At 68.0% G+C, this 22,240-nt stretch carries 26 protein-coding genes; 9 read left to right on the top strand and 17 right to left on the bottom strand.

The window, feature by feature from the left end; all coding sequences use genetic code 11:
• The first annotated feature begins 35 nt into the window (after positions 1-35).
• Positions 36-812, top strand: a complete 777-nt coding sequence (locus tag GGR48_RS08580) for a transporter (protein WP_183951507.1) — start codon at positions 36-38, stop codon at positions 810-812.
• Here the strand turns inward: GGR48_RS08580 and GGR48_RS08585 are convergent, their stop codons facing one another.
• From GGR48_RS08585 to ispG, 3 genes are all read right to left on the bottom strand, one after another.
• Positions 813-1,118, bottom strand: a complete 306-nt coding sequence (locus GGR48_RS08585) for a hypothetical protein (protein WP_183951508.1) — start codon at positions 1,116-1,118, stop codon at positions 813-815.
• Between the two features lie 418 nt (positions 1,119-1,536).
• Entirely contained in the window at positions 1,537-1,950 is a 414-nt protein-coding gene (locus tag GGR48_RS08590; RefSeq protein ID WP_183951509.1) for an NUDIX domain-containing protein, read from the bottom strand.
• Complete coding sequence (gene ispG, locus GGR48_RS08595; protein WP_183951510.1) at positions 1,947-3,074, bottom strand: flavodoxin-dependent (E)-4-hydroxy-3-methylbut-2-enyl-diphosphate synthase; 1,128 nt, start codon at positions 3,072-3,074, stop codon at positions 1,947-1,949. The genes GGR48_RS08590 and ispG overlap by 4 nt, the downstream gene beginning before the upstream one ends.
• A 60-nt stretch (positions 3,075-3,134) precedes the next feature.
• Here ispG and GGR48_RS08600 point away from each other — a divergent pair, with 60 nt between their 5' ends.
• Genes GGR48_RS08600 through GGR48_RS08610 form a run of 3 tightly spaced genes read left to right on the top strand, consistent with a single transcriptional unit; the run spans position 3,135 to position 6,142 of the window.
• Positions 3,135-4,301, top strand: coding sequence for an acyltransferase family protein (locus GGR48_RS08600; RefSeq protein WP_183951511.1), 1,167 nt, complete (start codon positions 3,135-3,137; stop codon positions 4,299-4,301).
• Positions 4,302-4,343: 42 nt separating this feature from the next.
• Positions 4,344-5,270, top strand: a complete 927-nt coding sequence (locus tag GGR48_RS08605; RefSeq protein ID WP_183951512.1) for an isoaspartyl peptidase/L-asparaginase family protein — start codon at positions 4,344-4,346, stop codon at positions 5,268-5,270.
• Positions 5,271-5,281: 11 nt separating this feature from the next.
• Entirely contained in the window at positions 5,282-6,142 is an 861-nt protein-coding gene (locus GGR48_RS08610; RefSeq protein WP_183951513.1) for a S1/P1 nuclease, read from the top strand.
• Between the two features lie 529 nt (positions 6,143-6,671).
• Here GGR48_RS08610 and pal read toward each other — a convergent pair.
• The 6 genes from pal to GGR48_RS08640 are packed head-to-tail and all read right to left on the bottom strand — an operon-like array spanning position 6,672 to position 11,322.
• Positions 6,672-7,196, bottom strand: a complete 525-nt coding sequence (pal, locus tag GGR48_RS08615; protein ID WP_183951514.1) for a peptidoglycan-associated lipoprotein Pal — start codon at positions 7,194-7,196, stop codon at positions 6,672-6,674.
• A 54-nt stretch (positions 7,197-7,250) separates the two neighbouring features.
• Positions 7,251-8,657 (bottom strand): Tol-Pal system beta propeller repeat protein TolB, encoded by a 1,407-nt coding sequence (gene tolB, locus GGR48_RS08620; RefSeq protein ID WP_183951515.1) that lies wholly within the window; start codon positions 8,655-8,657, stop codon positions 7,251-7,253.
• Between the two features lie 11 nt (positions 8,658-8,668).
• Entirely contained in the window at positions 8,669-9,706 is a 1,038-nt protein-coding gene (locus tag GGR48_RS08625; protein ID WP_183951516.1) for a cell envelope integrity protein TolA, read from the bottom strand.
• Entirely contained in the window at positions 9,706-10,149 is a 444-nt protein-coding gene (tolR, locus tag GGR48_RS08630) for a protein TolR (RefSeq protein ID WP_183951517.1), read from the bottom strand. The genes GGR48_RS08625 and tolR overlap by 1 nt, the downstream gene beginning before the upstream one ends.
• Before the next feature lie 13 nt (positions 10,150-10,162).
• Positions 10,163-10,855: a protein TolQ gene (tolQ, locus tag GGR48_RS08635; protein WP_183951518.1), complete on the bottom strand. Its 693-nt coding sequence runs from the start codon at positions 10,853-10,855 to the stop codon at positions 10,163-10,165.
• A complete protein-coding gene (locus tag GGR48_RS08640; RefSeq protein WP_183951519.1) occupies positions 10,852-11,322 on the bottom strand; it encodes a YbgC/FadM family acyl-CoA thioesterase in 471 nt (156 codons plus the stop codon). Before GGR48_RS08640 ends, tolQ begins: the two co-directional genes overlap by 4 nt.
• Before the next feature lie 98 nt (positions 11,323-11,420).
• On the opposite strand from GGR48_RS08640, the gene GGR48_RS08645 reads away from it, so the two are divergent.
• Together GGR48_RS08645 and GGR48_RS08650 are read left to right on the top strand one after the other, a co-directional pair.
• On the top strand, positions 11,421-11,843 hold the full coding sequence (locus GGR48_RS08645; protein ID WP_183951520.1) for a hypothetical protein: 423 nt from the start codon (positions 11,421-11,423) through the stop codon (positions 11,841-11,843).
• Positions 11,840-12,046, top strand: coding sequence for a helix-turn-helix transcriptional regulator (locus GGR48_RS08650; RefSeq protein WP_183951521.1), 207 nt, complete (start codon positions 11,840-11,842; stop codon positions 12,044-12,046). Before GGR48_RS08645 ends, GGR48_RS08650 begins: the two co-directional genes overlap by 4 nt.
• Positions 12,047-12,055: 9 nt before the next feature.
• On the opposite strand, the gene GGR48_RS08655 is transcribed toward GGR48_RS08650, so the two are convergent.
• The 3 genes from GGR48_RS08655 to GGR48_RS08665 all read right to left on the bottom strand — a co-directional run bounded on the left by GGR48_RS08655 (position 12,056) and on the right by GGR48_RS08665 (position 15,529).
• Positions 12,056-12,850 carry a hypothetical protein gene (locus GGR48_RS08655; protein WP_183951522.1) on the bottom strand — a complete coding sequence of 265 codons (795 nt, stop codon included), beginning with the start codon at positions 12,848-12,850 and terminating at the stop codon, positions 12,056-12,058.
• Between the two features lie 214 nt (positions 12,851-13,064).
• Positions 13,065-14,102: an NAD(P)H-dependent flavin oxidoreductase gene (locus tag GGR48_RS08660; RefSeq protein ID WP_183951523.1), complete on the bottom strand. Its 1,038-nt coding sequence runs from the start codon at positions 14,100-14,102 to the stop codon at positions 13,065-13,067.
• Between the two features lie 176 nt (positions 14,103-14,278).
• On the bottom strand, positions 14,279-15,529 hold the full coding sequence (locus GGR48_RS08665) for an aspartate kinase (RefSeq protein ID WP_183951524.1): 1,251 nt from the start codon (positions 15,527-15,529) through the stop codon (positions 14,279-14,281).
• 54 nt (positions 15,530-15,583) lie between these two features.
• Between GGR48_RS08665 and ubiG the strand changes: the two genes are divergently transcribed.
• From ubiG to GGR48_RS08680, 3 genes are all read left to right on the top strand, one after another.
• The gene (ubiG, locus tag GGR48_RS08670; RefSeq protein WP_183951525.1) at positions 15,584-16,324 is read left to right on the top strand and encodes a bifunctional 2-polyprenyl-6-hydroxyphenol methylase/3-demethylubiquinol 3-O-methyltransferase UbiG; all 741 of its coding nucleotides are present in this window, start codon (positions 15,584-15,586) and stop codon (positions 16,322-16,324) included.
• A complete protein-coding gene (locus GGR48_RS08675) occupies positions 16,321-17,739 on the top strand; it encodes a DUF2029 domain-containing protein (protein ID WP_338110514.1) in 1,419 nt (472 codons plus the stop codon). Before ubiG ends, GGR48_RS08675 begins: the two co-directional genes overlap by 4 nt.
• Before the next feature lie 72 nt (positions 17,740-17,811).
• On the top strand, positions 17,812-18,549 hold the full coding sequence (locus tag GGR48_RS08680) for a polysaccharide deacetylase family protein (RefSeq protein WP_183951526.1): 738 nt from the start codon (positions 17,812-17,814) through the stop codon (positions 18,547-18,549).
• On the opposite strand, the gene GGR48_RS08685 is transcribed toward GGR48_RS08680, so the two are convergent.
• The 5 genes from GGR48_RS08685 to GGR48_RS08705 all read right to left on the bottom strand — a co-directional run bounded on the left by GGR48_RS08685 (position 18,550) and on the right by GGR48_RS08705 (position 22,231).
• Entirely contained in the window at positions 18,550-18,999 is a 450-nt protein-coding gene (locus tag GGR48_RS08685; RefSeq protein WP_183951527.1) for a hypothetical protein, read from the bottom strand.
• Positions 18,996-19,469, bottom strand: coding sequence for a hypothetical protein (locus tag GGR48_RS08690; protein ID WP_183951528.1), 474 nt, complete (start codon positions 19,467-19,469; stop codon positions 18,996-18,998). The genes GGR48_RS08685 and GGR48_RS08690 overlap by 4 nt, the downstream gene beginning before the upstream one ends.
• An 83-nt stretch (positions 19,470-19,552) precedes the next feature.
• Entirely contained in the window at positions 19,553-20,737 is a 1,185-nt protein-coding gene (locus GGR48_RS08695; protein WP_183951529.1) for a glycosyltransferase, read from the bottom strand.
• Positions 20,738-20,747: 10 nt separating this feature from the next.
• Positions 20,748-21,275: a DUF2141 domain-containing protein gene (locus GGR48_RS08700; RefSeq protein ID WP_183951641.1), complete on the bottom strand. Its 528-nt coding sequence runs from the start codon at positions 21,273-21,275 to the stop codon at positions 20,748-20,750.
• A gap of 20 nt (positions 21,276-21,295) precedes the next feature.
• A complete protein-coding gene (locus tag GGR48_RS08705) occupies positions 21,296-22,231 on the bottom strand; it encodes a hypothetical protein (protein ID WP_183951530.1) in 936 nt (311 codons plus the stop codon).
• Positions 22,232-22,240 lie beyond the last annotated feature (9 nt).

Genomic DNA, 22,240 nt, shown 5'->3' on the forward strand with positions numbered 1-22,240 from the left:
GTTCTCCTGAAAAATGCCATTGGGAAACACACGATATGAAGACGATCATGCTGACGACCGGGCTGGCCATGATGGCGCTGGCGGTGCAGCCGGCGCGGGCGCAGGTCACCGCCTCGGTCGGCGCGGACTATGCCAGCGGGCGCTATGGCACGACGCAGCGGATCAGCACCGCCAGCACGACCGCTTCGCTGCGCGCGAAGCGCAAGCGGGTGACCGTCTTCGCCGCGCTGCCGGTGGTGCAGGTCGACGCGCCGGGCAATGTCGTGGCACCTGGCGGCCCACTGGGCCTGCCGATCTTCACCGACCCCACCCGCCCCGCGACGCGCGAGCGGCGCTCCGGGCTGGGCGATGCGGTCGTCGGTGCCTCGGTACAGCTCCTGCCCCCGCGCGCCCATCATCCGTCGCTGGCGCTGACCGGCAGCGCCAAGCTGCCCACCGCCTCGGCGGCGCGCGGGGTGGGCACCGGCAAGGCGGATTACACGATCCAGGGCGAGGCGGCGGTGCCCGGCAAGGTGACGCCCTTCGCCGCGATTGGCCACAGCTTCATCGGACAGCCCGACACCTATCGCCTGTGCGACGTCACCAGCGCGCGCGGCGGCGTGGGGTTGCGTATCGGCCAGGCGAGCGAAGTCAGCGTCGCCTATAGCTATGCCTCGCGCGCCAGCGACCAGGCCGCCGACCGGCAGGAGATCGGCGCAGGGCTCGACACCGCGCTGTCGCAGCGGCTGTCACTGGGCGTGCAGGGCAGCGCCGGCCTCAGCCGGGGCGCGTCCGATGCGGGCGGCGGCATCCGGCTGGGACTGCGGCTGTGATCAGGCGTCGGGTTTGGGTGGATCGGCGTCGGGTCCGTAATATTCGTAGCGATAGGGTTTGAGCCTGGCGCCGACGCATTCCACGCTGGGGGCGGCATGTGTCTCGCTCTCCTGCGCCGCGTCCCGGTAGCGGAAACGGACATAGGGCAAGCCGCTGCGCGCCATCTTGAACTCGGTTGGCGTGACACCGCAGGTCCGCGCGATCCGGTGGAAGGCGCGCTTGGTCAGCACGGGCTCGCCGGTCGACGGCGTCACGCAGCCGGAGAGCAAGAGCGCGGCCGTCACGATCCAGCCAGTGTGTTTCATGCCGCCCCCCTCACCCGTTTCGTACGCCATCATGACCGTGTCGAGCGCGGGGTCAACGCAATGGCGGCACCTTCCTCCCCTGTAAGGAGTGTCAGGTGGATTGCCTTCCAGGCCGGATCGACATTCGAATAGGCCCTTTTTGTCCCTCGCCCCTCATAGAGGGGAGAGGGTTGCGCAGACTTGGTCTTTGCCAGAGCAAAGGCTTAGTCGGAGCTGGGTGAGGGGTGCTGCGCTCGCCCTGCGAGCGCACGAGCCGTTAGGCTCGCTCAACCCCTCCGTGGTGAAGAAGGTCCTGCCCCTCAAGCGGGGACACCCCTCCGTCAGGCCTTCGGCCTGCCACCTCCCCTGCAAGGGGAGGAATTGGGGTGTCCCTCCACCACCTCTTCGCGGCGGTTCCCCTCCCCGTGCCGGGGAGGATTCAGGCCTGGGTGAGTGCCTCGCGATACCAGGGCAGGATATGGTCGCGGGTCAGAGGGGCGAGCGGCAGGGCGTCGGCCTCTTGCCGACTCACCCATAGCGCTTCCGCGATCTCCGCCGCCGGGACCGGTTGGTGATCGGTGCGCAAGCGAAAGACATGCGCGTCGACGCGGGTGCCCGCTTCATTCGCCGCGTCGGCGGAAAAGCGACCGATGGGCTGCAAATCGGCCGGCGCGACGATCAGGCCGATTTCCTCGTGAAGCTCGCGGGCGAGCGCGGCGGCCGGCACCTCGCCCGGTTCGATCTTGCCGCCGGCCTGCATGAAGAAGCGACTGCCCGCCTTGCGGACCAGCAGCACCCGCCCCGCCCCGTCCTCGATCAGGGCGGCGGCGATGCGGATGACGGGCGCCGTCACTCCGCCGCGATCGCCGCCTTGGCGGCCTCGGCCGCGTCCAGTTCGGCGGCCTTGGCCTCGACCAGCTTGACGATGTGATCGACCATGTCGGCATCCTCGACCGTGTGGTCGGTCAGGCCCGACAGATAGACCATGTGCTTGCCATTGCCGCCGCCGGTCACGCCGATATCGGTCTCGCGCGCTTCGCCCGGACCGTTGACGACGCAGCCCAACACCGACAGCGACATCGGCGTGCGGATATGCTGGAGCCGTTCCTCCAGCACCTGCACGGTGCGGATCACGTCGAAACCCTGTCGCGCGCAGGACGGGCAGGACACGACTCGCACGCCGCGATTGCGGATGCCCAGCGCCTTCAGGATCTCGAAGCCGACGCGCACCTCTTCCTCGGGCTCGGCCGAGAGCGAGACGCGGATCGTGTCGCCGATGCCGAACCACAGGAGCGAGCCGATGCCGATCGAGGACTTGACCGTGCCCCCGATCAGACCGCCCGCCTCGGTGATGCCCAGATGCAGCGGGCAATCGGTCGCCTCGGCCAGCCCCTGATAGGCCGCGACCGCCAGGAAGACGTCGGACGCCTTCACCGCGACCTTATATTCGTGGAAGTCATGGTCCTGGAGTAGCTTGATATGGTCGAGCGCCGATTCGACCAGCGCCTCGGGGCACGGCTCGCCATATTTTTCGAGCAGGTCCTTTTCGAGGCTCCCGGCATTCACGCCGATGCGGATGGCACAGCCATTGGCCTTGGCGGCGCGGACGACCTCGGCGACGCGCTCGGACGAACCGATATTGCCCGGATTGATGCGCAGGCACGCGGCGCCCGCGTCGGCGGCTTCCAGCGCGCGCTTGTAATGGAAATGGATGTCCGCGACGATCGGCACGCGCGCCGCCTTGGTGATCTTGGCCAGCGCGGCGGTCGAATCGGTGTCGGGGCAGGACACGCGGATGATGTCCGCCCCCGCCTCTTCGCAGCGCCGGATCTGGTTGATCGTGGCGACCGGATCGCTGGTCGGCGTGTTGGTCATGGTCTGCACGGTGACGGGCGCGTCGCCGCCCACGGGCACATTGCCCACCATGATCTGACGGCTTTGGCGACGGGCGATATCACGCCAGGGACGAATGGACATGGGCCCTATATACGCGCAAGCGCGTTGCGGTTCAAAGTCAGTGCTGTACCAGACCCGCAAATGACCGCCGCCGCCCCCATCCCCCGCCATTACGGCCTCGACTGGCTGCGCATCGGTGCCTTCGCCATCCTGATCCTGTACCACATCGGCATGGTCTTCGTGCCCTGGGGCTTCCACGTCCAGCTGGCGCGGCTGCCCTGGGTCGCGATCCCGATGCTGGCAAGCAATCCCTGGCGGCTGATGCTGCTGTTCGTCGTGTCGGGCTATGCCACGCGCGCGCTGGCGGTGCGGCATCCGACCATTTTCAGCTTCGCACGCGGGCGCAGCATCCGGTTGCTGGTGCCGCTGGCCTTTGGCGTCGTGGTGCTGGTGCCGCCGCAGATCTGGGCCGAGCTGGTCAGCAAATATGGCTATCCGGGCAGCTATGGGACCTTCTGGGTGCATGACTGGCTGCGCTTCGGGCGGATCGGCGGGGTCGTGCCGTCGCCCGCCTGGAACCATCTGTGGTTCGTCGGCTATCTCTGGGCCTATACCATGGCGATCGCGCTGATGCTGGCAGTCGCCGGCCGTTGGGGCCGCGCAGGGCAGCGTCTGTTCGACCGGGTGTTCGGCGGCTGGGGCGGCGTGATCCTGCCCGTCGCCTGGCTGCTGCTGGTCGACATCCACTGGTTTCCCGGCGAGAGCGAAACCCATGGCCTGTTCGACGACGGGCTGGCGCATATCCTCTATTTCCCCGCTTTGCTGTTCGGGTTCGGCATGGCCGGGTCGGAGCGGGTGCTGGACAGTTTTCGCCGGGGATGGATCGTCGCCGGCGTCATCGCGCTGATCAGCTATGGCGTCGCGGCGGGGCTGGAGCTGCGCTGGCCGGGCATGGCGGGGGCGCCTGCCGGGGTGGGCAATATCTTCGCTGGCGCGCGCGCGGTGCAGGGATGGATGGCGGTCGTCGCGCTGATCGGCATCGCCGAGCGCTTCTGGAACCGCGATCACCCCTGGCGCCGGACGCTGACCGAGGCGGTGTTCCCCTTCTATCTGATCCATCAGACGATCATCATCCTGGTCGCACTGGCCTTGCGCAACGCGGGCCTGCCGCTGGCGCTCGACGCACTGGTCCTGATGATGGCCACGGTGGCGGGCTGCTGGCTCTTCTATCTGATCGGGCGGCGGGTGCGGTGGCTGCGTCCGCTGATCGGGCTACGGCCGGGGGATGGCAGCCGCCAAGCGATCTGATAGGGGGCGCGGGACTTTCCCCGTCTTTTCTGGAGTATCCCCATGTCCGCATCCTGGTCGCTGGTCATCCATGGCGGCGCGGGCCGGATCACCCGTGACGTCCTGACGCCGGAGCAGGATGCGGGCGCGCGCGCCGGTCTCGACGCCGCGCTGAAGGCCGGGTCGGCGGTGCTGGCGGCCGGCGGCGAGGCGCTCGACGCGGTCGAGGCGGCGGTGCGAGTACTGGAGGATGATCCCCATTTCAACGCCGGGCGCGGCGCCTGCTTCACGCAGCATGGCACCAACGAGCTGGATGCGGCGATCATGGACGGGCGCGACCGCCGTGCCGGATCGGTCGCGGGCGTGACCCGCACCCGCAACCCGGTGTCGCTGGCGCGCACGGTGATGACCGCCAGCCCGCATGTCCTGCTGGCGGGGGCGGGCGCGGATCGATTCGCGCTGGAACAGGGGCTGGAGCAGGTCGACCCCGCCTGGTTCCATACCGACGAGCGCCGCCGCCAGCTCGACGAGCTGCTGTCGCGCGGGGCCGATGCATTCGACAGCGACATGAAGTACGGCACGGTCGGCGCGGTCGCCTGCGACGCGCAGGGCCATGTCGCCGCCGCCACCTCGACCGGGGGCGTGACGGGCAAGCGCTGGGGCCGGATCGGCGATTCGCCGCTGATCGGCGCTGGCACCTATGCCGACGACCGCGCCTGTGCGGTGTCCTGCACCGGTTCAGGCGAGGTCTTCATCCGCGTCGGCGTCGGGCATGAGATCGCCGCGCGCCGCCGCTTCACCGGCGAGGGTGTCCAGCAGGCCGCCGACACGGTGCTGGCCGAGGTGCGCGATCTGGGCGGGACCGGCGGCACCATCGTCGCCGCGCCCGACGGCACGATCGCCTGGAGCATGACCACGGCGGGCATGTATCGCGGCCGTGCGACGAGTGGAGGCGAACACAGGGTGGCGATCTACGCCGACGAGGGATAAAGCCCCACGACATGAAGCACTTGCGCCTGTTCGCCGCGCTGATCGCGGCGTCCCTCCTGCCCTCGCCCGCCGCCGCCTATTGGGAATATGGGCATGAGACCGTCGCGGCGATCGCCTGGGCCAACATCACCCCCCATGCCCGCACCGAGATTCGCCGGATCTTGCGCGCGCAGGCACAGCTCGACACGCCGACCTGCCCGGTTCGCACCATCGAGGAGGCGAGCGTCTGGCCCGATTGCGTCAAGCCGCTGAAGGACGACGCCGGTAAGTCGCGCTTCGGCTATGCCTATAGCTGGCACTATCAGAATGTGGACATCTGCCAGCCCTTCCGCCTGCCGCCCGCCTGCGACAGCGGCGATTGTGTGTCGGCGCAGATCCCGCGCCAGCTCGCGATCCTGAAGGACAAGCGCGCCAGCGAGAAGGACCGGGTGATGGCGCTCGCCTTCCTCGTCCATTTCGTCGGCGACCTGCACCAGCCGCTGCATGCCGGGGACAAGGGCGACAAGGGCGGTAACGACACCCGCGTCGATTACGGCATCTACGCCACACCGCGTCTGAACCTGCATTCGGTATGGGACGGGCTGCTGGCCGAGCGTGCGATCTCGACCCCGCCCAAGCTGGTCCGCCGCTATCCGCTGGCCGAGCAGCGACGCGAGGCGACCGGCGGCGTGATGGCCTGGAGCCGCGAGAACTGGGCGATCGCCAAGCGCGCCTATGCCGCCGCGATGGGCGGCGATGCGTGCCGGCCGACGCCGGCGCTCATGCAGATGGACGAAGCCGCGATCCAGGCGATGGCCCCGGTCGAACGCGAGCAAATCAAGCGCGGCGGGCTGCGGCTGGCCAAGCTGCTGAACGGCGCGTTTCGGGGCTGAAGGCGGGGTCGCGTGGCCTTCGACTTCGCTCCAGGCTGAACGGGGGTGGGATATGCGGCATTGCCGCGAAGGTCGGGTGCCACGCCTCCCAACCACCGCTCATGCTGAGCGAAGTCGAAGCGCACGCCCCGCCCCTTTCGGCAAAGCGCCGGGGACACGGCTTTTAAATGACCGGGCTGAGATCAACCTGAGCGCGTTGCGTGGCCTTCGACTACGCTTAGGCTGAACGGGGGGCGGGATACCCGGCATCGCCGCGACGGTCAGGCGCGCCCCATCCCAACCTCCGTTCACGCTGAGCGAAGTCGAAGCGCACGCCTCGCCCCTTCGGTAAAGCGCCAAGGACACCGCGTTTAGACCACCAGGCCGGGATCAACCCGAGCGCATCGCTTGGCCTTCGACTACGCTCAGGCTGAACGGAGCGGCGGGATATCCGGCATTGCAACGACGGTCGGGTGCCACGCCTCCCAACCGCCGTTCACGCTGAGCGAAGTCGAAGCGTACACCCCGCCCTCGCCCAGCGCGCGTCCCATCACCCCAGGACGATCGTCACCGCGCGGCGGTTCTGCGCATAGCTGGCCTCGTCCGAACCCAGCGCGATCGGGCGTTCCTTGCCATAGCTGATGACGGTCATGCGGTCCGCCGTCACGCCGCGCGCCGCCAGATAGTTCTTGGCGGCGTTCGCACGGCGATCGCCCAGCGCGAGATTGTATTCGCGGGTGCCGCGCTCGTCGCAATGCCCCTCGATCGTGATGCGGACATTGGGATAACGCTGCAGCCAGGCGGCCTGGCTGTCCAGGATCGCGCGCGCTTCGGGATCGATGTCATATTGATCCAGCCCGAAATGCACGGTGTTCGAGGTCACCGAGCGCTTGAAGTCGGCGTCCGAGCCGGGGACGATCGCGCCGTCGCCGGGATTGGTCTGGCCCGCATTGGGGTCAACGCCCGCATTCTGGTCGACCGGCGCCGGCGGCAGCACGGCGGGACGCTTCTTGGCGCAGCCGGCGATGGCCAGCGCCATGGCGGCGACGACGAGCGTGGTCTTGATCTTGGTCACTGGACTGTCACTCCCTCTAAATTCGTTTCGCCCCCGAAACTCATCCCAAAGCGATTACGGCCGCAGCGGCCCCCAGGCGGGGTCGGAGCCATCGAGCGGGGTCGGGATGCGGCGTTCGTTGACCCCGGTCAGGTCGACCATCCACACATCCGCCTTGCCCGACGCGCCTTGCGTCGAGCGCTGGAAGGTGATGACGCGGCCATTGGGCGACCAGCTCGGCCCCTCATCCTGCCAGCTGTCGGTCAGCAGCTTTTCCCCGCCCCCCGACGGGTTCATGATGCCGATCCGGAACGCACCGCCCAGCTTGGTGAAGGCGATCAGGTCGCCGCGCGGGCTCCACACCGGGGTCGCATAGCGTCCGCCGCCAAAGCTGATCCGCTGCTGGTTGGAGCCATCGGCGTTCATGACGTAGATCTGCTGCCCGCCCGACCGGTCGCTCTCGAAGACGATTTTCGAACCGTCGGGCGAATAGCTGCCGCCCGTGTCGATGCCCGGCGCGTTCGTCAGCCGCTGTGGGCTCCCCCCTTGCGACGACACGCGGTAGATATCGGTATTGCCGCCCTGCGCCATCGAGAAGAGAATCCAGCGGCCATCGGGCGAGAAGCGCGGCGCGAAGGTCGTCGCGGCGTTCTGCACCACCAGCCGCTGGCGACCCGAGCCGATGTCATAGACATAGATGGCCGGCCGCTTGTCGACATAGGACATATAGACGATCGACTGCTGGTTGGGCGCGAAGCGCGGGGTCAGCACGATCGACTGGCCGTTGGTCAGGAAGCGGTGGTTCGCGCCGTCCTGATCCATGATCGCCAGCCGCTTGATCCGCCGACCCTTCGGTCCCGTCTCGGAGACATAGACGACGCGGCTGTCGAAATAGGGGCCTTCGCCGGTCAGCTTGGTATAGATGCTGTCGGCGCATTTGTGCGCGGCGCGGCGCCATTCGCCCGGCGCCACGACGAAGCCCTGCCGCGCCAATTCGCTGCGCGCCAGCACGTCATAGAGATAGCAGCCGACCGTCAGCGTCCCGTCGCCATTGGCGCGGACATAGCCCTGGACCAGCGCCTGCGCGCCGGTGCCGTTCCAATAGTCGAAGGCGGGCGCGGTCACTTCCGGGAAGGACACGGTGCGCAGCTGCGTCGGCGGCACGGGGGTGAACAGGCCCGAATTACGCAGGTCGTTGGCGATGATCTGCGACAGCTGCTGCCCCACCACATCGGTGGTGCCCGCCGCCGTCTGCACCACGGCATTGGTCGGCATGGCGGGAATGGCGATCGGCATGGGTGCGGAGATGCCGCCCTCGACATCGACGACCAGCCCTTCCTGGCCATTGGCGGGTGCGAGCGCGGGCTGCTGCCCGGCGGGGGCCTGTACCGGCTCGGCCTGGGGCGCGGGCGCCTCCTGTGCGGACAGGGCGCTGGCAGCGAGGGCCAGCGTGAGCGGAAGAGTCAGCAGGGAACGGGGCATAAGCATCATCCTCAACCCGGAAGTTTGTAGCGCAGCGTGAAGTTGCTCCAGCCGCCGGGCACATCGTAAAGTTCCGCCGGCAGTCCACGCAGCGGCGAGCAGCCCTTGAAGGTGGCGATCGCCAGATCGTCGACGCGGTCGACATAGCGATCATTCTCGCCATCGACGCCGCTATGGCCGACCACGCGCGGTGCGGCGGCGAGACTGCCATCGCGATTGAGCTTCAGGTTCATCGTCACGCGAATCCGCTCGGCCCCGGGGCCGGGCGTCACTTGACGATTGGCGCAGGGTTGCACCTGACGCAGGATCGCCGAGGCGATGTTGGCCAGTTGCTGCGCGCCGATCTTGGTCGCGGGCGCGGCCTCCGACTTGGACGGCGACGGATCGGGCGACAGGCCCTTCAGGAAATTATCCCCCAGCCGCGATCCGCGCGGCTTGGCGGCGGTCGCGGTCGCGCTGCTGCCCTGTCCGCGCGCCGGGGTCGTCGGCTTGGTCGCCGAAGGCTTGGCGGCCGACTGGCTCGGCTTGGATACGGCCGGTGCGGGCTTGGCGGCGGGCGCGGGTTTCGCCGGTACGGGCTTGGCCGGGGCCGGTTTGGCGGGCGCGGGTTTGGCCGGTTGCGGCTTCGGCTTGGGTTGCGGCCGCTCCACCGGCTTGGGCTGGGGTTTCGGCTGTGGTTGCGGTTTCGGCGCCGGGCGCGGTTCTGGCTTGGGCGCCGGCTGGGGCTTGGGTTGCGGCTTGGGCTGCGGACGCGGCTCGGGTGCCGGCGGCGGCGGGGCCGGCTGCGGTTCGGGTTCGGCCTCGACCGGCTCGGGCGGCGCGGCGTCCTCGGGTGCGCCTTCTTCGGGTGCGATCGACTGGGCGGGTTGCTGATTGGGCGTCGGCGATTCGGCCTCCAGCCCGACATCCTTGACCAGCGAGATGTCGATCGGCGTGACCTTCAGCTTTTCGGGGTTGGGCGTCGACAGGAAGCCGACCGACAACAGGCCGAACAGGACGATATGCCCCGCGACCGCAACCGCCAATCCGATCCGCTCACCGCGCTCCATCAGCGGGGGCCCGCCCCCTCTACCGTGACCAGCGACACGCGGTTCAACCCGGCGCGGTTCAGCTCGCCCATCACCCGCATCACACGGCCATAATCCAGCGCACGGTCGGCGCGCAGATAGATTTGCGGCACCTGCCCATCGGGGTCCTTGCGCGCGGCAATCGCATCCAGCTTCGCGGGCAGGTCGGCGTCACTGATCTCGTCCTCGTTCAGGAACAGCCGTCCCTGCTCGTCGATCGAGATCTGCTCGGGCTTCTGCTCCTGCTCCAGCGCCTTGGCGCGGCTGTCGGGCAGGTTCACCGGCACGCCGGTGGTCAACAGCGGCGCGGTCACCATGAAGATGATCAACAGCACCAGCATCACGTCGACCAGCGGCGTGACGTTGATCTCCGCCATCGGCGCGCGGCGGCCCCGGCCGGAGCGGGAGGGAAGGTTCATGGCCATCGCCTGTCCCCTTTCAGCGCGCCTGGTCGAGCTGGCGGCTGAGCGTGGTGTGGAAGCCGTCGGCGAAGCGGTTGAGCTGCGCCTCCACCTTGTTCACGCCGTGGCTGAACCGGTTATAGGCGATGACCGCCGGGATCGCGGCGAACAGGCCGATCGCGGTGGCGAACAACGCCTCGGCGATGCCGGGGGCGACGACCGCCAGCGACGAATTCTGCGCCTGCGCGATACCGGTGAAGCTGCGCATGATGCCCCAGACGGTGCCGAACAGCCCGACGAACGGCGCGACCGAGCCGACCGTCGCCAGCACGTTCAAACGGTCGGACAATTTGTCGATCTCGCCCGCCACGGCCGATCCCATCGCGGTCGCCAGACGCTCGCGCGTGCCGTCGCGGTCGATATGCCCGCCGGCGGTCGAGCGCCGCCATTCCTGCACACCCGCCGAAAAGACGCGCGCGGAGGGCAGTTCATTATCCTGCTCCATCCGGTGGAAGGCGTCGATATCCTCGGCCTTCCAGAAATCGCGCTCGAACCGGGTCATGCCCTTCCGGGTCCGCGCCAGCTTGCGCGAGAAGGCGACGATGATCGTCCAGGTCCACATGCTGGCGAGCAGCAGCCCGATCATCACGAACTTCACCACCCAATCGGCCTGCAGGAACAGCGCGACGGGCGACAATGTGGCGGCATCCATGTTGAAGACGGGATTCATGGGTGTTGGGTGTCCCCCTGCCAGACAAGGCGTTGGTAGATGGCGATCCAGTCGGCGGGTTGCCGACGCGGGCGGCCGTTCGGGCCGACCCAGGCGACGGTAACCCTGGCATCGGTCAGCTTGACCGCGCCGCACCTGACTGTCTGATGAATGACGACGCGAACCGCACTGACCTCGATCAGCCTCGACGTGACGACCAGGTCGTCGTCGAGCCGTGCCGAGGCCGCATAACGGATGCCGATGTCGGTGACGGCATAGGCGCCCTGCCCCGCCTCATGCGCCGCGCGCTGGTCGATCCCGGCGACGCGCAGCATGTCGGAGCGGGCGCGCTCCATATAACGCAGATAATTGGCGTGATAGACCACGCCCGACAGGTCGGTATCCTCGAAATAGACGCGCACCGCAAAGCGATGCTCGAACCCGTCGAAGCGGCCGCCGATCGGCAGGTGTTCTCCCGTCACCGTCATGGTGACCGCCCGTTAACCTATCCGCCCGGGGGAAGGAAGGCACTTGCGCGCCTGTTACCTACGGGTTACATGAAACCTATAGGTTACAGGAGGTCGTGATGAATCTCGTGGAAAAGGCCGAAGCCAGAAGCCGTGGCCGGGCGGTCGTCTTCTATCTGTTGTCCGTGGCTCTCCTTGCATCGACCATCCTGTCCGTCGCCAACGGCCATGACGAACCCAACCGGCTCCTGCCTTGGTTCGTCATGATCGGTGCTTCCGCACTGAACCTGACCGGCCTGCCGTTTCGCTGGAGCCGGTGCGGTCCGATCGCCCGATTGATGAATGACGAGACGACCCGGGATCATCGTCGATCCTCTTTCGAGGCCGGGTTCTGGGCGATGATCCTCTCGACGGCATCGATGACCGCCATTTTGAACGCCGTACCATTCAGCGCGGTGACAATGGGCCGGGTTGCGATCACCGCCGGGTTGATAGCCGCACTCACAAGCTTCGCCACGCTGGAACTGCGCGCCAGCCGATGAACGAGACGCTCGGTAACGATCTGAAGGCGGCGCGCGAGGCGGCGGGGCTGACCCAGGGCGGCCTGGCCCAGGCGATCGGGGTCAGTCGCAAGACGATCAACACCGTCGAGAACGGCGTCTTTCAACCGTCGACTCTGCTCGCGCTCAAACTCGCGCGGGCACTGGGCCGACCGGTCGAATCGCTATTCTGGATCGCCGACTGATCCGGCCGCTTATTGCAGCGCCGACGGATTCACCGACAGGCTGGGCGGGTTGATCGTCGGGGCCGGCGTGTAGGGCTTGGCGGCGGGGACCGGCTGGCTCGACAGGATGCGCGGCTGGGTCGCGGGCGCGACGCCGGGCTGCGCGGTGGTGGCGACGGTCAGCGGCGCGGAGAGCGACTGGACCGGCACCATCGTGCCCGAGCGCCAGGCGTCATAGGCGCGGAAGAAGGCGATGAACGGCTCGTTCAACTGGTCCAGCCGCTTCGGCGCGGCGGTGTCGAAGTCGCCCATGGTGGTGGCGGTGATGTCGGCCAGCACCTGATCGGCAGCGGCGCAGAAGGTCTTGCGCACCGGCGTGATCGAGAAGAAATTGTACAGCCGGGTCATCGCATCGTCATAGCGATCGCGCCAGTCGCCGCCCTGCGACTGATATTCGGCCGAATAGCGCTTTTCCGCCGCCGCCAGCGCCGTCTTCTGCGTGGTCAGCATCGTGTTGTAGCGGGTGACGATCAGCCCCTCATCGGCACCGCGACAGGCGAGCGCGGCGACGTTGAGCGCGGAGCGGAGGTGCCAGACGGTCGCCGCGCTGGTCAGCGCGCGATTGGGGGTGGCGTAATTGCCATCGGGCAGCTTGGCGGGGATCATCATCCCCGGCGTGGCACCGGGCGGCAGCGGCGCGCGCACCACCTGCGGCTGGGCGGGGACCATCACCGGCGGCGGCGCGACCTTGGCGGTTTCGCGTGCGGTACAGCCCGCCAGCGACAGGCCGATCGCCACACCCGTTACAATACGCACACTCGCCATGACCCTGATCCTTGGAAAAATCCCGCCCCCGGCTCCTGGGCCCCGTCATGCCGAATCAAGGTTAACGCGTCGTAAGCGCTGCGACGAAGCGGGTCATATGTCAGGGAGAATTCACGTGAGGGCCTGACGGAGGGGTGTCGCCCTCTCGATAGGGGTGACACCCCTCCACCATGCTGCGCATGGTCCCCATCCCCTTACAGGGGAGGAATCCGGTCTACGCCGCGCGTGCCACCAACGCGGCGGCGGCTTCGGCCATCAGTTGCGCCAGGATGTCGGCGATCGACTCTTCCTTGGTCACCATGCCGACCGACTGGCCCGCCATCACCGAGCCATGCTCGACATCGCCCTCGATCACCGCGCGGCGCAGCGCACCCGCCCAGTAATGCTCGATCTGGAGCTGCGCCTCGGCCATCGCCACCTTGCCCTCGTCGAGCGACTGGGCGACTTCGCGCTGCTTGGCGGTGAAGAGTTCGCCGCCGGCGTTCTTGAGCGCACGAACCGGGATGACCGGCAGGCGCGGGTCGATCTGCACGCTCGCCACCGCGTCGCGGGCCGAGGCGCGGATGAACGCCTTCTTGAAATTGGGATGCGCGATCGACTCGGTCGCGCAGACGAAGCGCGTGCCGAGCTGGACGCCCGCCGCGCCCATGTCGAGATAGCCAGCGATCGCCTCGCCCCGACCGATACCGCCCGCGACGAAGACGGGAACCTGCTCGGCGATCTCGGGCAGCATTTCCTGCGCCAGCACGCTGGTCGAGACGGGGCCGATATGGCCGCCGGCCTCCATCCCCTCGATCACCAGCGCGTCGACGCCCGAGCGGATCAGCTTCTTGGCCAAGCTCAGCGCGGGCGCGAAGCAGATGACCTTGGCCCCCGTCTCCTTGATCGCCTCCAGCGCGCCCTTGGGGGGCAGGCCACCCGCCAGCACGACATGGCCGACCTGATGGCGGCCGCACACCGCGATCAGGTCGAACAGCTGCGGGTGCATGGTGATCAGGTTCACGCCGAACGGGCGGCTGGTCATCGCCTTGGTCGCGGCGATCTCGGTATCGAGCAGCTCGGGGGTCATCGCCCCGCACGCGATCACGCCGAAGCCGCCCGCGTTGGACATGGCGGAGACCAGATTGCGCTCCGACACCCAGGACATGGCCCCCGCCATGATCGCCATCTCGGCGCCAAGGAACGCCGCGCCGCGCGCCATGCGGGTGGCGAGACGCTGTTCGCCGGTGGTGGTGGTGTGGGTGTCGGTCATCGACGCTCCATGCCGTGGGTAGCGCCGGACGGCAAGATGCGAGCGCATTCCTCCCCATCGTCAGATGGGGAGGGGGACCGCGCCCGCAGGGCGTGGTGGAGGGGCATGGCCCCTCGCCCCTCCACCATCGCTTTGCGATGGTCCCCCTCCCCAAGCACAGCTTGGGGAGGATCGAGTTAGGCCGCCTCGGCGTCCAAGCCGTAAGCGGTGTGCAGCACACGCACCGCCAGTTCGGTATAGTCCTCTTCGATCAGCACGCTGACCTTGATCTCCGAAGTGGTGATCGCAAGGATGTTGATCCCGCGCGCGCCCAGCGTCTGGAACATGGTCGAGGCCACGCCCGCATGGCTACGCATGCCCACACCCACGACCGAGATCTTGGCGACGCGCGTGTCATGGACCAGGCTGGCATAGCCGATCTCACCCTGGCCCTTTTCCAGCACGTCGAGGCTGCGGGCCAAGTCGGCCGACGGCACCGTGAAGGTCACGTCGGTCGAACCGGTCGAATGCGCGATGTTCTGGACGATCATGTCCACATTGATCCCCGCATCGGCCAGCGGCGCGAAGATCGAGCCGACCGCGCCGGGGCGATCCGGCACGGCGGTCAGGGTGATCTTGGCTTCGTTCTTGTCATGCGCGATGCCGGTGATGAGCTGGCGTTCCATATCGTCGATTTCCTCTTCGCCCACGATCAACGTGCCGCGATGTCCGTCTTCGTCCCGTGCGTCGTCGAACGAGCTCAAGACCCGCACGCGCACCTGTTCCTTCATCGCCAGACCCACCGAGCGGGTCTGGAGCACCTTGGCGCCGACGCTGGCGAGTTCCAGCATCTCCTCATAGGTGACCTTCGACAGTTTCCGCGCGCGCGGTACGATGCGCGGGTCGGTCGTGTAGACGCCGTCGACGTCCGTATAGATGTCGCACCGTTCCGCCTTCATCGCCGCCGCGACCGCGACCGCACTCGTGTCCGACCCGCCGCGACCCAGCGTGGTGACCCGGTTGCCCTCGGCCACGCCCTGGAAGCCGGGGATCACCGCGACCACGCCGCTGGCCAGACTTTCGTCGAGCGCCGTCGTATCGATCTCGCCGATCCGCGCCTTCGCGAACGCCGTGTCGGTGTGGATCGGCAGCTGCCAACCCAGCCACGAGCGGGCGGGGACGCCCATCGCCTGGAGCGTGATCGCCAGCAGCCCGCTGGTGATCTGTTCGCCCGCCGAGACGACGACGTCATATTCCTGGGGATCGTAGAGCGACGAGGCCTCGCGGCAGAAACCGACCAGCCGGTCGGTCTCCCCCGCCATCGCGGAGACGACGACCGCGACCTGATGGCCCGCCTCAACCTCGCGTTTGACCCGCGCCGCCACGTTGCGGATGCGCTCGATTCCGGCCATCGAGGTGCCGCCGAACTTCATCACGATACGGGCCATGCGGTTTTTGCCAATCTCCTTGGGGTAAAACGGCGGTCCTGATAGGTAGCCCCCATGACGAACGCAAGCCATTTGAACGATTCTACCATTATTGGGGCCGAAGCCGCACATTTCGGAAAGATGGCCGCCGAGTGGTGGGACCCCAAGGGGTCCAGCGCGATGCTGCACCGGCTGAACCCGCCCCGCCTGCGCTACATCCGCGAGCAGATCGACCTGCATTGGGATGCCGACGGACAGGGCTTCACGCCGCTGAAGGGCAAGCGCGCGCTTGACGTCGGGTGCGGCGCGGGGCTGTTGTGCGAGCCGCTCGCGCGCCTCGGCGCCGAGGTGACCGGGCTCGACGCCGCGCCGGAGAATGTCGCGGTCGCCGCCGCGCATGCCGCCCAGTCGGGACTTGAGATTCACTATCGCGCGGGCAGCGTCGAGGGGCTGGCGGGCGAGACCTTCGACCTCGTCACCTCGCTCGAGGTGATCGAGCATGTCGCCGATCCGGCCCGATTCGTGCGCGGGCTGGCCGATGCGCTGGCGCCCGGCGGGCTGATGATCCTGTCGACCCCCAACCGGACGCCCTTGTCCAGGCTGGCGCTGATCACGCTGGCGGAGGGGACGGGCACGATCCCGAAGGGCACGCATGACTGGTCGAAATTCCTGACACCCGATGAACTGACGGGGCTGCTGGAGGAGGCCGGGCTGACGGTACGCGATGTGCGCGGCCTCAGCTTTTCGCCGACCAAGGGCTTCATGGTCGGCGATTCGACCGCGCTCGACTATTTCGTCACCGCGACCGCGGCGTGACCGCGAACGGCCGGGCGGATCGGCCCTGGTGGATGGCGGGACTGCTCGCGGTCCTGCTCTGCGCCTTGGCGATCGCCCGCCCGGTCGACCATGACGAAAGCCAATATGTCGCCGCCGCGATGCTCAGCGGCGCCGGGCTGATCCCGTATCGCGACTATGCCTATCTGCAGACGCCGCTCCAGCCGTTGCTGTTCGCGCCGATCGCTTGGGCGAGCGGGCGCTGGGCCTGGCCGGTGCTGCGGCTGGTCAATGCCTTGCTCGGGCTGGCGGCGATCGCGGGCGTGTATCGGGCGGCAAGGCTGTGGGGCGCGGATCGGCGTGCGGCGCGCTGGGCGGCGGGGCTGTTCGCGACCTGCGACATCCTGTTGTTCGCGGTCGGCACCGCCCGCAACGATGCGCTGCCCGCCGCCCTGCTCGCCTGGGCGCTGGTCGGGGTGGCCAGGGGCGAGCGGGGCGATGCGAGTCGGGGCACCGCGATCCTGACCGGCCTGGTCTTGGCCGCCGCCGCCGCCGCCAAGATCTCCTATGCGTTGCCGGCCGTCGCTTACGGTCTGTGGGCGCTGGCCCATCGCGGGCATCGGCCCGGCTGGGTGGTCGCCGGGACATTGCCCGTCATCGTGCTGATCGCGGCGCTGTACGCCGCCGCACCGGAGGGATTCCTGTTCGGCGTCCTGCATTTCCCTTCACAAGCCCCGGCCGAATATTACGCCGCCCGCCCCTGGAAGCTGAGCTGGGCGGCCAAGCTGATCGATTCGCTCAAATTCCTGGCGCTGGGGCCGGCACTGGTCGGGATCGTCATGGTGGTGCGGAGACGCCCGCCCGCCGTGCTGGTCCTGTTGATGATCGGCGGCGCGATCGGCGCGATGCTGCCCTTTCCGACCTGGCGGCAATATTGGTTGCCCCTCCTGCCGCCGCTGTTCGTCGCGCTGGCGCTGCTGTGGCACGTCGCCCAGCCCTCCCCGCGCTGGCGTGGCGCGCTCGCCTTCTTCGCCATGATCGGGCTGGTGCCGACGCTGATCACCTTGATCGGCCGCGACGAGGCGATGAGCCTGCCCGCCGCGCTTGGCGAAGGGCAGCGTGTCGCGGCGACCATGGACCGGATCGGCGTGACCGGCCCGGTCGCCACGCTGGCGCCGCAGATGCTGGCGGTGACCGGGCGGATGCCGCATCCTGATTTCGCCACCGGCCCCTTTTATTTTCGAAGCCGCGCTTTGCTGGATGCCGGCGCCGAGCGCCGGCTGCATCTGGTCGCGCAGACCCGGCCGCGAATCGCCGCCGACTGGGTGCTGGTCGGGGGCGAAGGTCCCTGGTCGGCGGGGGATGCGCGGCTGGACGCGACGCTCGCAGCGGCGGCCGGGGGGCAAGCCGTCGCGATTCCCGGCACCCGCTTGCGGCTGATCCGCGTGGCGCACTGATCCGGCGGGTCGATCACGCCGGCGGGCATCTTCCATTGGGCAGCGTGGCGGCGGGGGTGTAAGGGGTTGGCCATGAAACGCCTCCTCGCCTCGATCCATGACGTCTCCCCCCGTTTCGAGGGGGCGGTCGATTCGCTGTTCGACCGGCTGTCGGGGCATCTGGGCGGCCCGCGCCTGGCGATGCTGGTCATCCCCGACCATTGGAACAGCGCGCCGATCGTGCCCGGCACGCCCTTCGCCACGCGGCTGCGGAACTGGGCGGACATGGGGATCGAGATGTTCGTCCATGGCTGGTCGCACAAGGACGACATGGTCCACACCGACCAGAAGACCGCTTTGAAGGCCAAGCATATGACGGCGGGAGAAGGCGAGTTCGTCGGCTTGGATCGCGCCGAGGCGCTGCGCCGGATGCGGCGCGGCACCGCGCTGATCGAGGATATCATCGGCCGCCGCGCGACCGGCTTCATCGCGCCCGCCTGGCTCTATTCGGATGACGCCCGACTGGCGCTCGGCGATGCGGGCTTTGGCCTTGCCGAGGATCATTTCCGTGTGTGGACGCCCGCCGATGGCAAGATCATCGCGCGCGGCCCCGTCGTCACCTGGGCCAGCCGCTCGCGCGGTCGCCAGCTCAGCTCGCTCGCCGCCGCCGCCGTGCTGCGCCATGGCCTGCGCCCCACCCCGGTCGCGCGGGTCGCGGTGCATCCCGGCGACAATGGCGTGCCCGCGCTGCTCGACAGCATCGACAAGACCTATGCGCGCCTCGCCCGCACCCACCGGCCGTCCCGCTACGCGGACCTGCTCGCCGCCTGATCAGCGCGCGGCCAGCGCATGGAGGTAGCGATGCCGCGCCTCCGACCCGCGCGGATAGCGGGCGAGCGTCCTTTCCTCGGCACGGGTCAGTGTGACGCGGCGATAACCCTTGTCGGTCAGGCACCGTTCGACATCGCCGACGTGAATCGCATGCAGATCGCGCTTCTGGCGATCGGGCTGGGTGCGTAAAATGGAGTCGGTCCAGCTTGTGGAAGCGCCACCGCCATTCAGAGCATTATCCGCTGCCGTAAAGCCAGCGATAAACCGCTTGGCGGGTTCGTCCTGCGACACATCCCGAAAATAGCCGATCTTCGCACAGGCGATCGCATCGCCGCGATACTCGTCATAGCCGACACCCGGCTTGCCCCAGGTTTCGATCGGGGTCCGGGTCGCGGCCTCGGCCGTTCCCGTCGCCAGAAACAGCAAGATGGATAGGGTCCGCCCCTTCATTCCACCGCTCCTCGGGCCGCCAGCGCATGGAGGTAGCGATGCCGCGCCTCCGACCCGCGCGGATAGCGGGCGAGTGTCTTTTCCTCGGCACGGGTCAGTGCGACGCGGCGATAGCCCTTGTCGGTCAGGCATCGCTCGACATCGCCGACCTGAATCGCATGCAGTTCGCGCTTCTGGCGATCGGGGCGCACCCGCTGCACCAAATCGATCCAGAAATCCAGATTGGGCGTGCCGGCCTGATTGAGACCGTTGTCCGCCGTCTCGAAGCCCCGGATGAACCGCTTGGCAGGTTCGTCCTGCGACACGTCCCGGAAATAGCCGATCGTCGCGCATGCGACTGCGTCGTTGCGATATTGGTCGAAGCTGACGCCGGGCTTGCCCCAGCTTTCGACGGGAGGACGGTCCGCAGCCAGTGCAGCGCCCGAACAGGCCAGCATGATGCCGATCACGACCGTGAAGCCACGACTCATCCACCGTCTCCCATGACAGTCTTGTCATGATGACATACTCACAGGAGGCGCGAAAGGCCCGGTCCGTTCCGGTGCAATTCCGCTCAGGCGGCGGCGCGTTCGCCCTGTTCGCCGTCGAGCAACCGCTGGTAGCGCGCGATCAGCGCCTCGGCATGGTCGCGGTCGCTGAACACCTTGGCGGCCGCGACGCGCGCGGCATTGCGCAGGACGCGCTGGTCGCGCGACAGCAGCCGCTCGATCGCCTCGGCACAGGCCGCGCCGTCGCGGGCGCGGAAGGTCTCGGCGAACAGCGGCTGCGCGACCTCGGCACAGCCGCCATAATCGGGCACTACCAGCGGCAGGCCCGAGGCGAGCGCCTCGGACGCCACCAGCCCGAACGTCTCGGTCTCGCAGCCATGGACCAGCGCGTCGCAGCTCGCCATGATCCGCGCCAGGCGCGGGCGGTCATAGACCGGGCGGAACAGGCGGATATGGGGGCTGCCCGCGATCCGCTTTTCCAGCGTGCGGCTGGCGACGCCGCCGCCGATCAGGATCAGCCCGACCGGGCGGGTCGAGGCCACCCGCTCGACCGCGTCGATGACCATCGGCCAGCGCTTCTCGGGGTGATGCCGGCCCAGGCCCAGCAGCAGATGCGCATCCTCGGGCAGCGCACACTGCGCCAGCAACGCGGCGCGCAGGCGTTCGTCGCGGTGTTCGGGCGAGAAGAAGTGCCGCTCGATGCCCAGCGGAATCCCCTCGTCCACCCGCACGCCGCGCTTGCCGAGCCGCTTGACCAGCGCCGGGCCGTTGGACAGCACCAGGTCGTAATGGTCGAGGAAGCGGTTCATGTAGCGGCTGTACCAGCTGAACCAGTCCTCCACCCGTTCCTGCGCGACGATGCCGTCCAGCCAGCGGACCGGATAGGTGCCGACATTGTCGTTGTGCATGAAGAAGACCTTCTTCGCGCGCCCCTGCCACCCGGCGACGAACCAGGCGGGCTTGGCGGGCGAGGAAACCTCGACGATGTCGGGGTCCAGCTCGTCGAGCAGGCGGCACACGGGATCGCCGTCCCAGAACATGCCGTAATTGGTGTCCAGGATCAGGCGCGGCGCCTTGATATAGATGATCTTGCCGCCGCCGGGACGCTCCTCGACCATGTCCTCGGTACCGGGGGCGAGCACGATCAGCTCGTGACCCATCTCGGCCAGGATCGCCATCTTGCGGTCGATATAGGTCCTGACACCCCCGCCGGTGGGCGAGTAGAATTCATTGACGTCGACGATGCGCATCGTCTTCCCCTCAGTCCGGGTCGACCGGGCCGAAACCGCCCAGCCCGCGCAGATATTGCGCGCGGATCGTGACATTGGCGACGCCACTCGGCACGTCGATCAACGCCGAGGCGAGCGGCGGCTTGCGCCGGCCCAGCTTGGTGTTGGCCGGAAAGCCCGCGCCATCGCTCCAGAAGTTGAACTTGTTCTTGCCGTCGCGGTCATGCGTGAACAGCAGCGCATAGCGGCCGGGATGCGGCACGCGGATGCACATCATCGGCGTCCCACCACCCGCCGGGGTCGGCACCTGCACGCGGCGGAACGTCTTGCCCGCGCGGATCAGGACGCCGTCATCGGCCAGGAAATCCTCTTCATTCGCCGGATAGAGTTCCAGCTTCAGATTGCCCTTGCGATCCTTCAGCCCCTCGATCCGGGCCAGGATGGCGGGACCGCCGCCACCGGTGCAGGCGGCGGCATCGCTGCCCAGCACCTGCGCGGTCGCCGCCTGCGGCACCGCCACCGCCATCATCGTCGCGGCCGCCAGCCCGGTCGCCGTCATCCATGTCGCCATCGCGCGGTTCATGCTCTTACTCTCCGCACCAGTTCCATCAGACCGAACAGCGCGATCAGCACGACATGGACCAGCAGGGTCAGCGCCGCGGTGAAGGCGATCAGCTCGCTCAATGCCTGATCCTGCCCGATCAACAGGATCGCGAAATTGGCGAAAAGAAGGTCCTTGTTGGGCACCAGTGGCAAACGTGAGACGAGCAGCCGCGCCGCCGACAGGAACAGCCACATGCCCAGCGAGACATCGGGCATGCCGAAATGCCAAGCGAGCGCGATCAGCAGCGAGTTGACGATCAGGCGCACGCAGTGGACCGTGAAGATCCACCACAAGGTCTTGCGATCGAGCGAAAAGACCCGTCGCGAAAAGATCAGGAAGGGCAGCGAGGTCGCCATGACGATGGCGATCGATCCCCATACCAGCCGCAGCTGCTCATGGGTCAACAGCTCGCGACCGACCGGCAGCGCCAGCGCGACCATCAACAGCGTGATGGCATTGCCCGCGATCGCGGAGAGAATGCCGACATCCTTGACCGCGCCGAAGGGGGCCGCGACCATCTTGGCATGCGCGCGCGCCCAGGCGTAGAAATAGGCCTCGCCCGAATAGCTGAAGGCGACTTCGTTGGCGATCCGCTTGCGGATCAGCGCGGCCAGCCCGCTGACCGGAATGCCCCATAGCCGCCGGAAGATGATATAGTCGCCGATCGGCAAGGCCATGTAGAGCCCCACGAACACGACGTAGAACAGTGGGTTGGTCGGCACAGAATGGCTGAGCCCCACCAGTCCGCGCCCGAACAGCTCGCGCCCCAGCCCCACGACCATGGCCAGCGTCAGCAGCCCGCCGATGATGGCGGGCCAGCGGCGCTTGACCGTCTTCAGCGGCTCCAGCGCGGCCATATCGGTCGCGACCGGTCCGGCCGCCCCGGCTGGCATCGCCTGCTCAGGGGTCATGGGATCATT

Origin of the sequence: Sphingomonas pseudosanguinis, assembly GCF_014196255.1 — a bacterium.
Classification (GTDB): Bacteria; Pseudomonadota; Alphaproteobacteria; order Sphingomonadales; family Sphingomonadaceae; genus Sphingomonas; species Sphingomonas pseudosanguinis.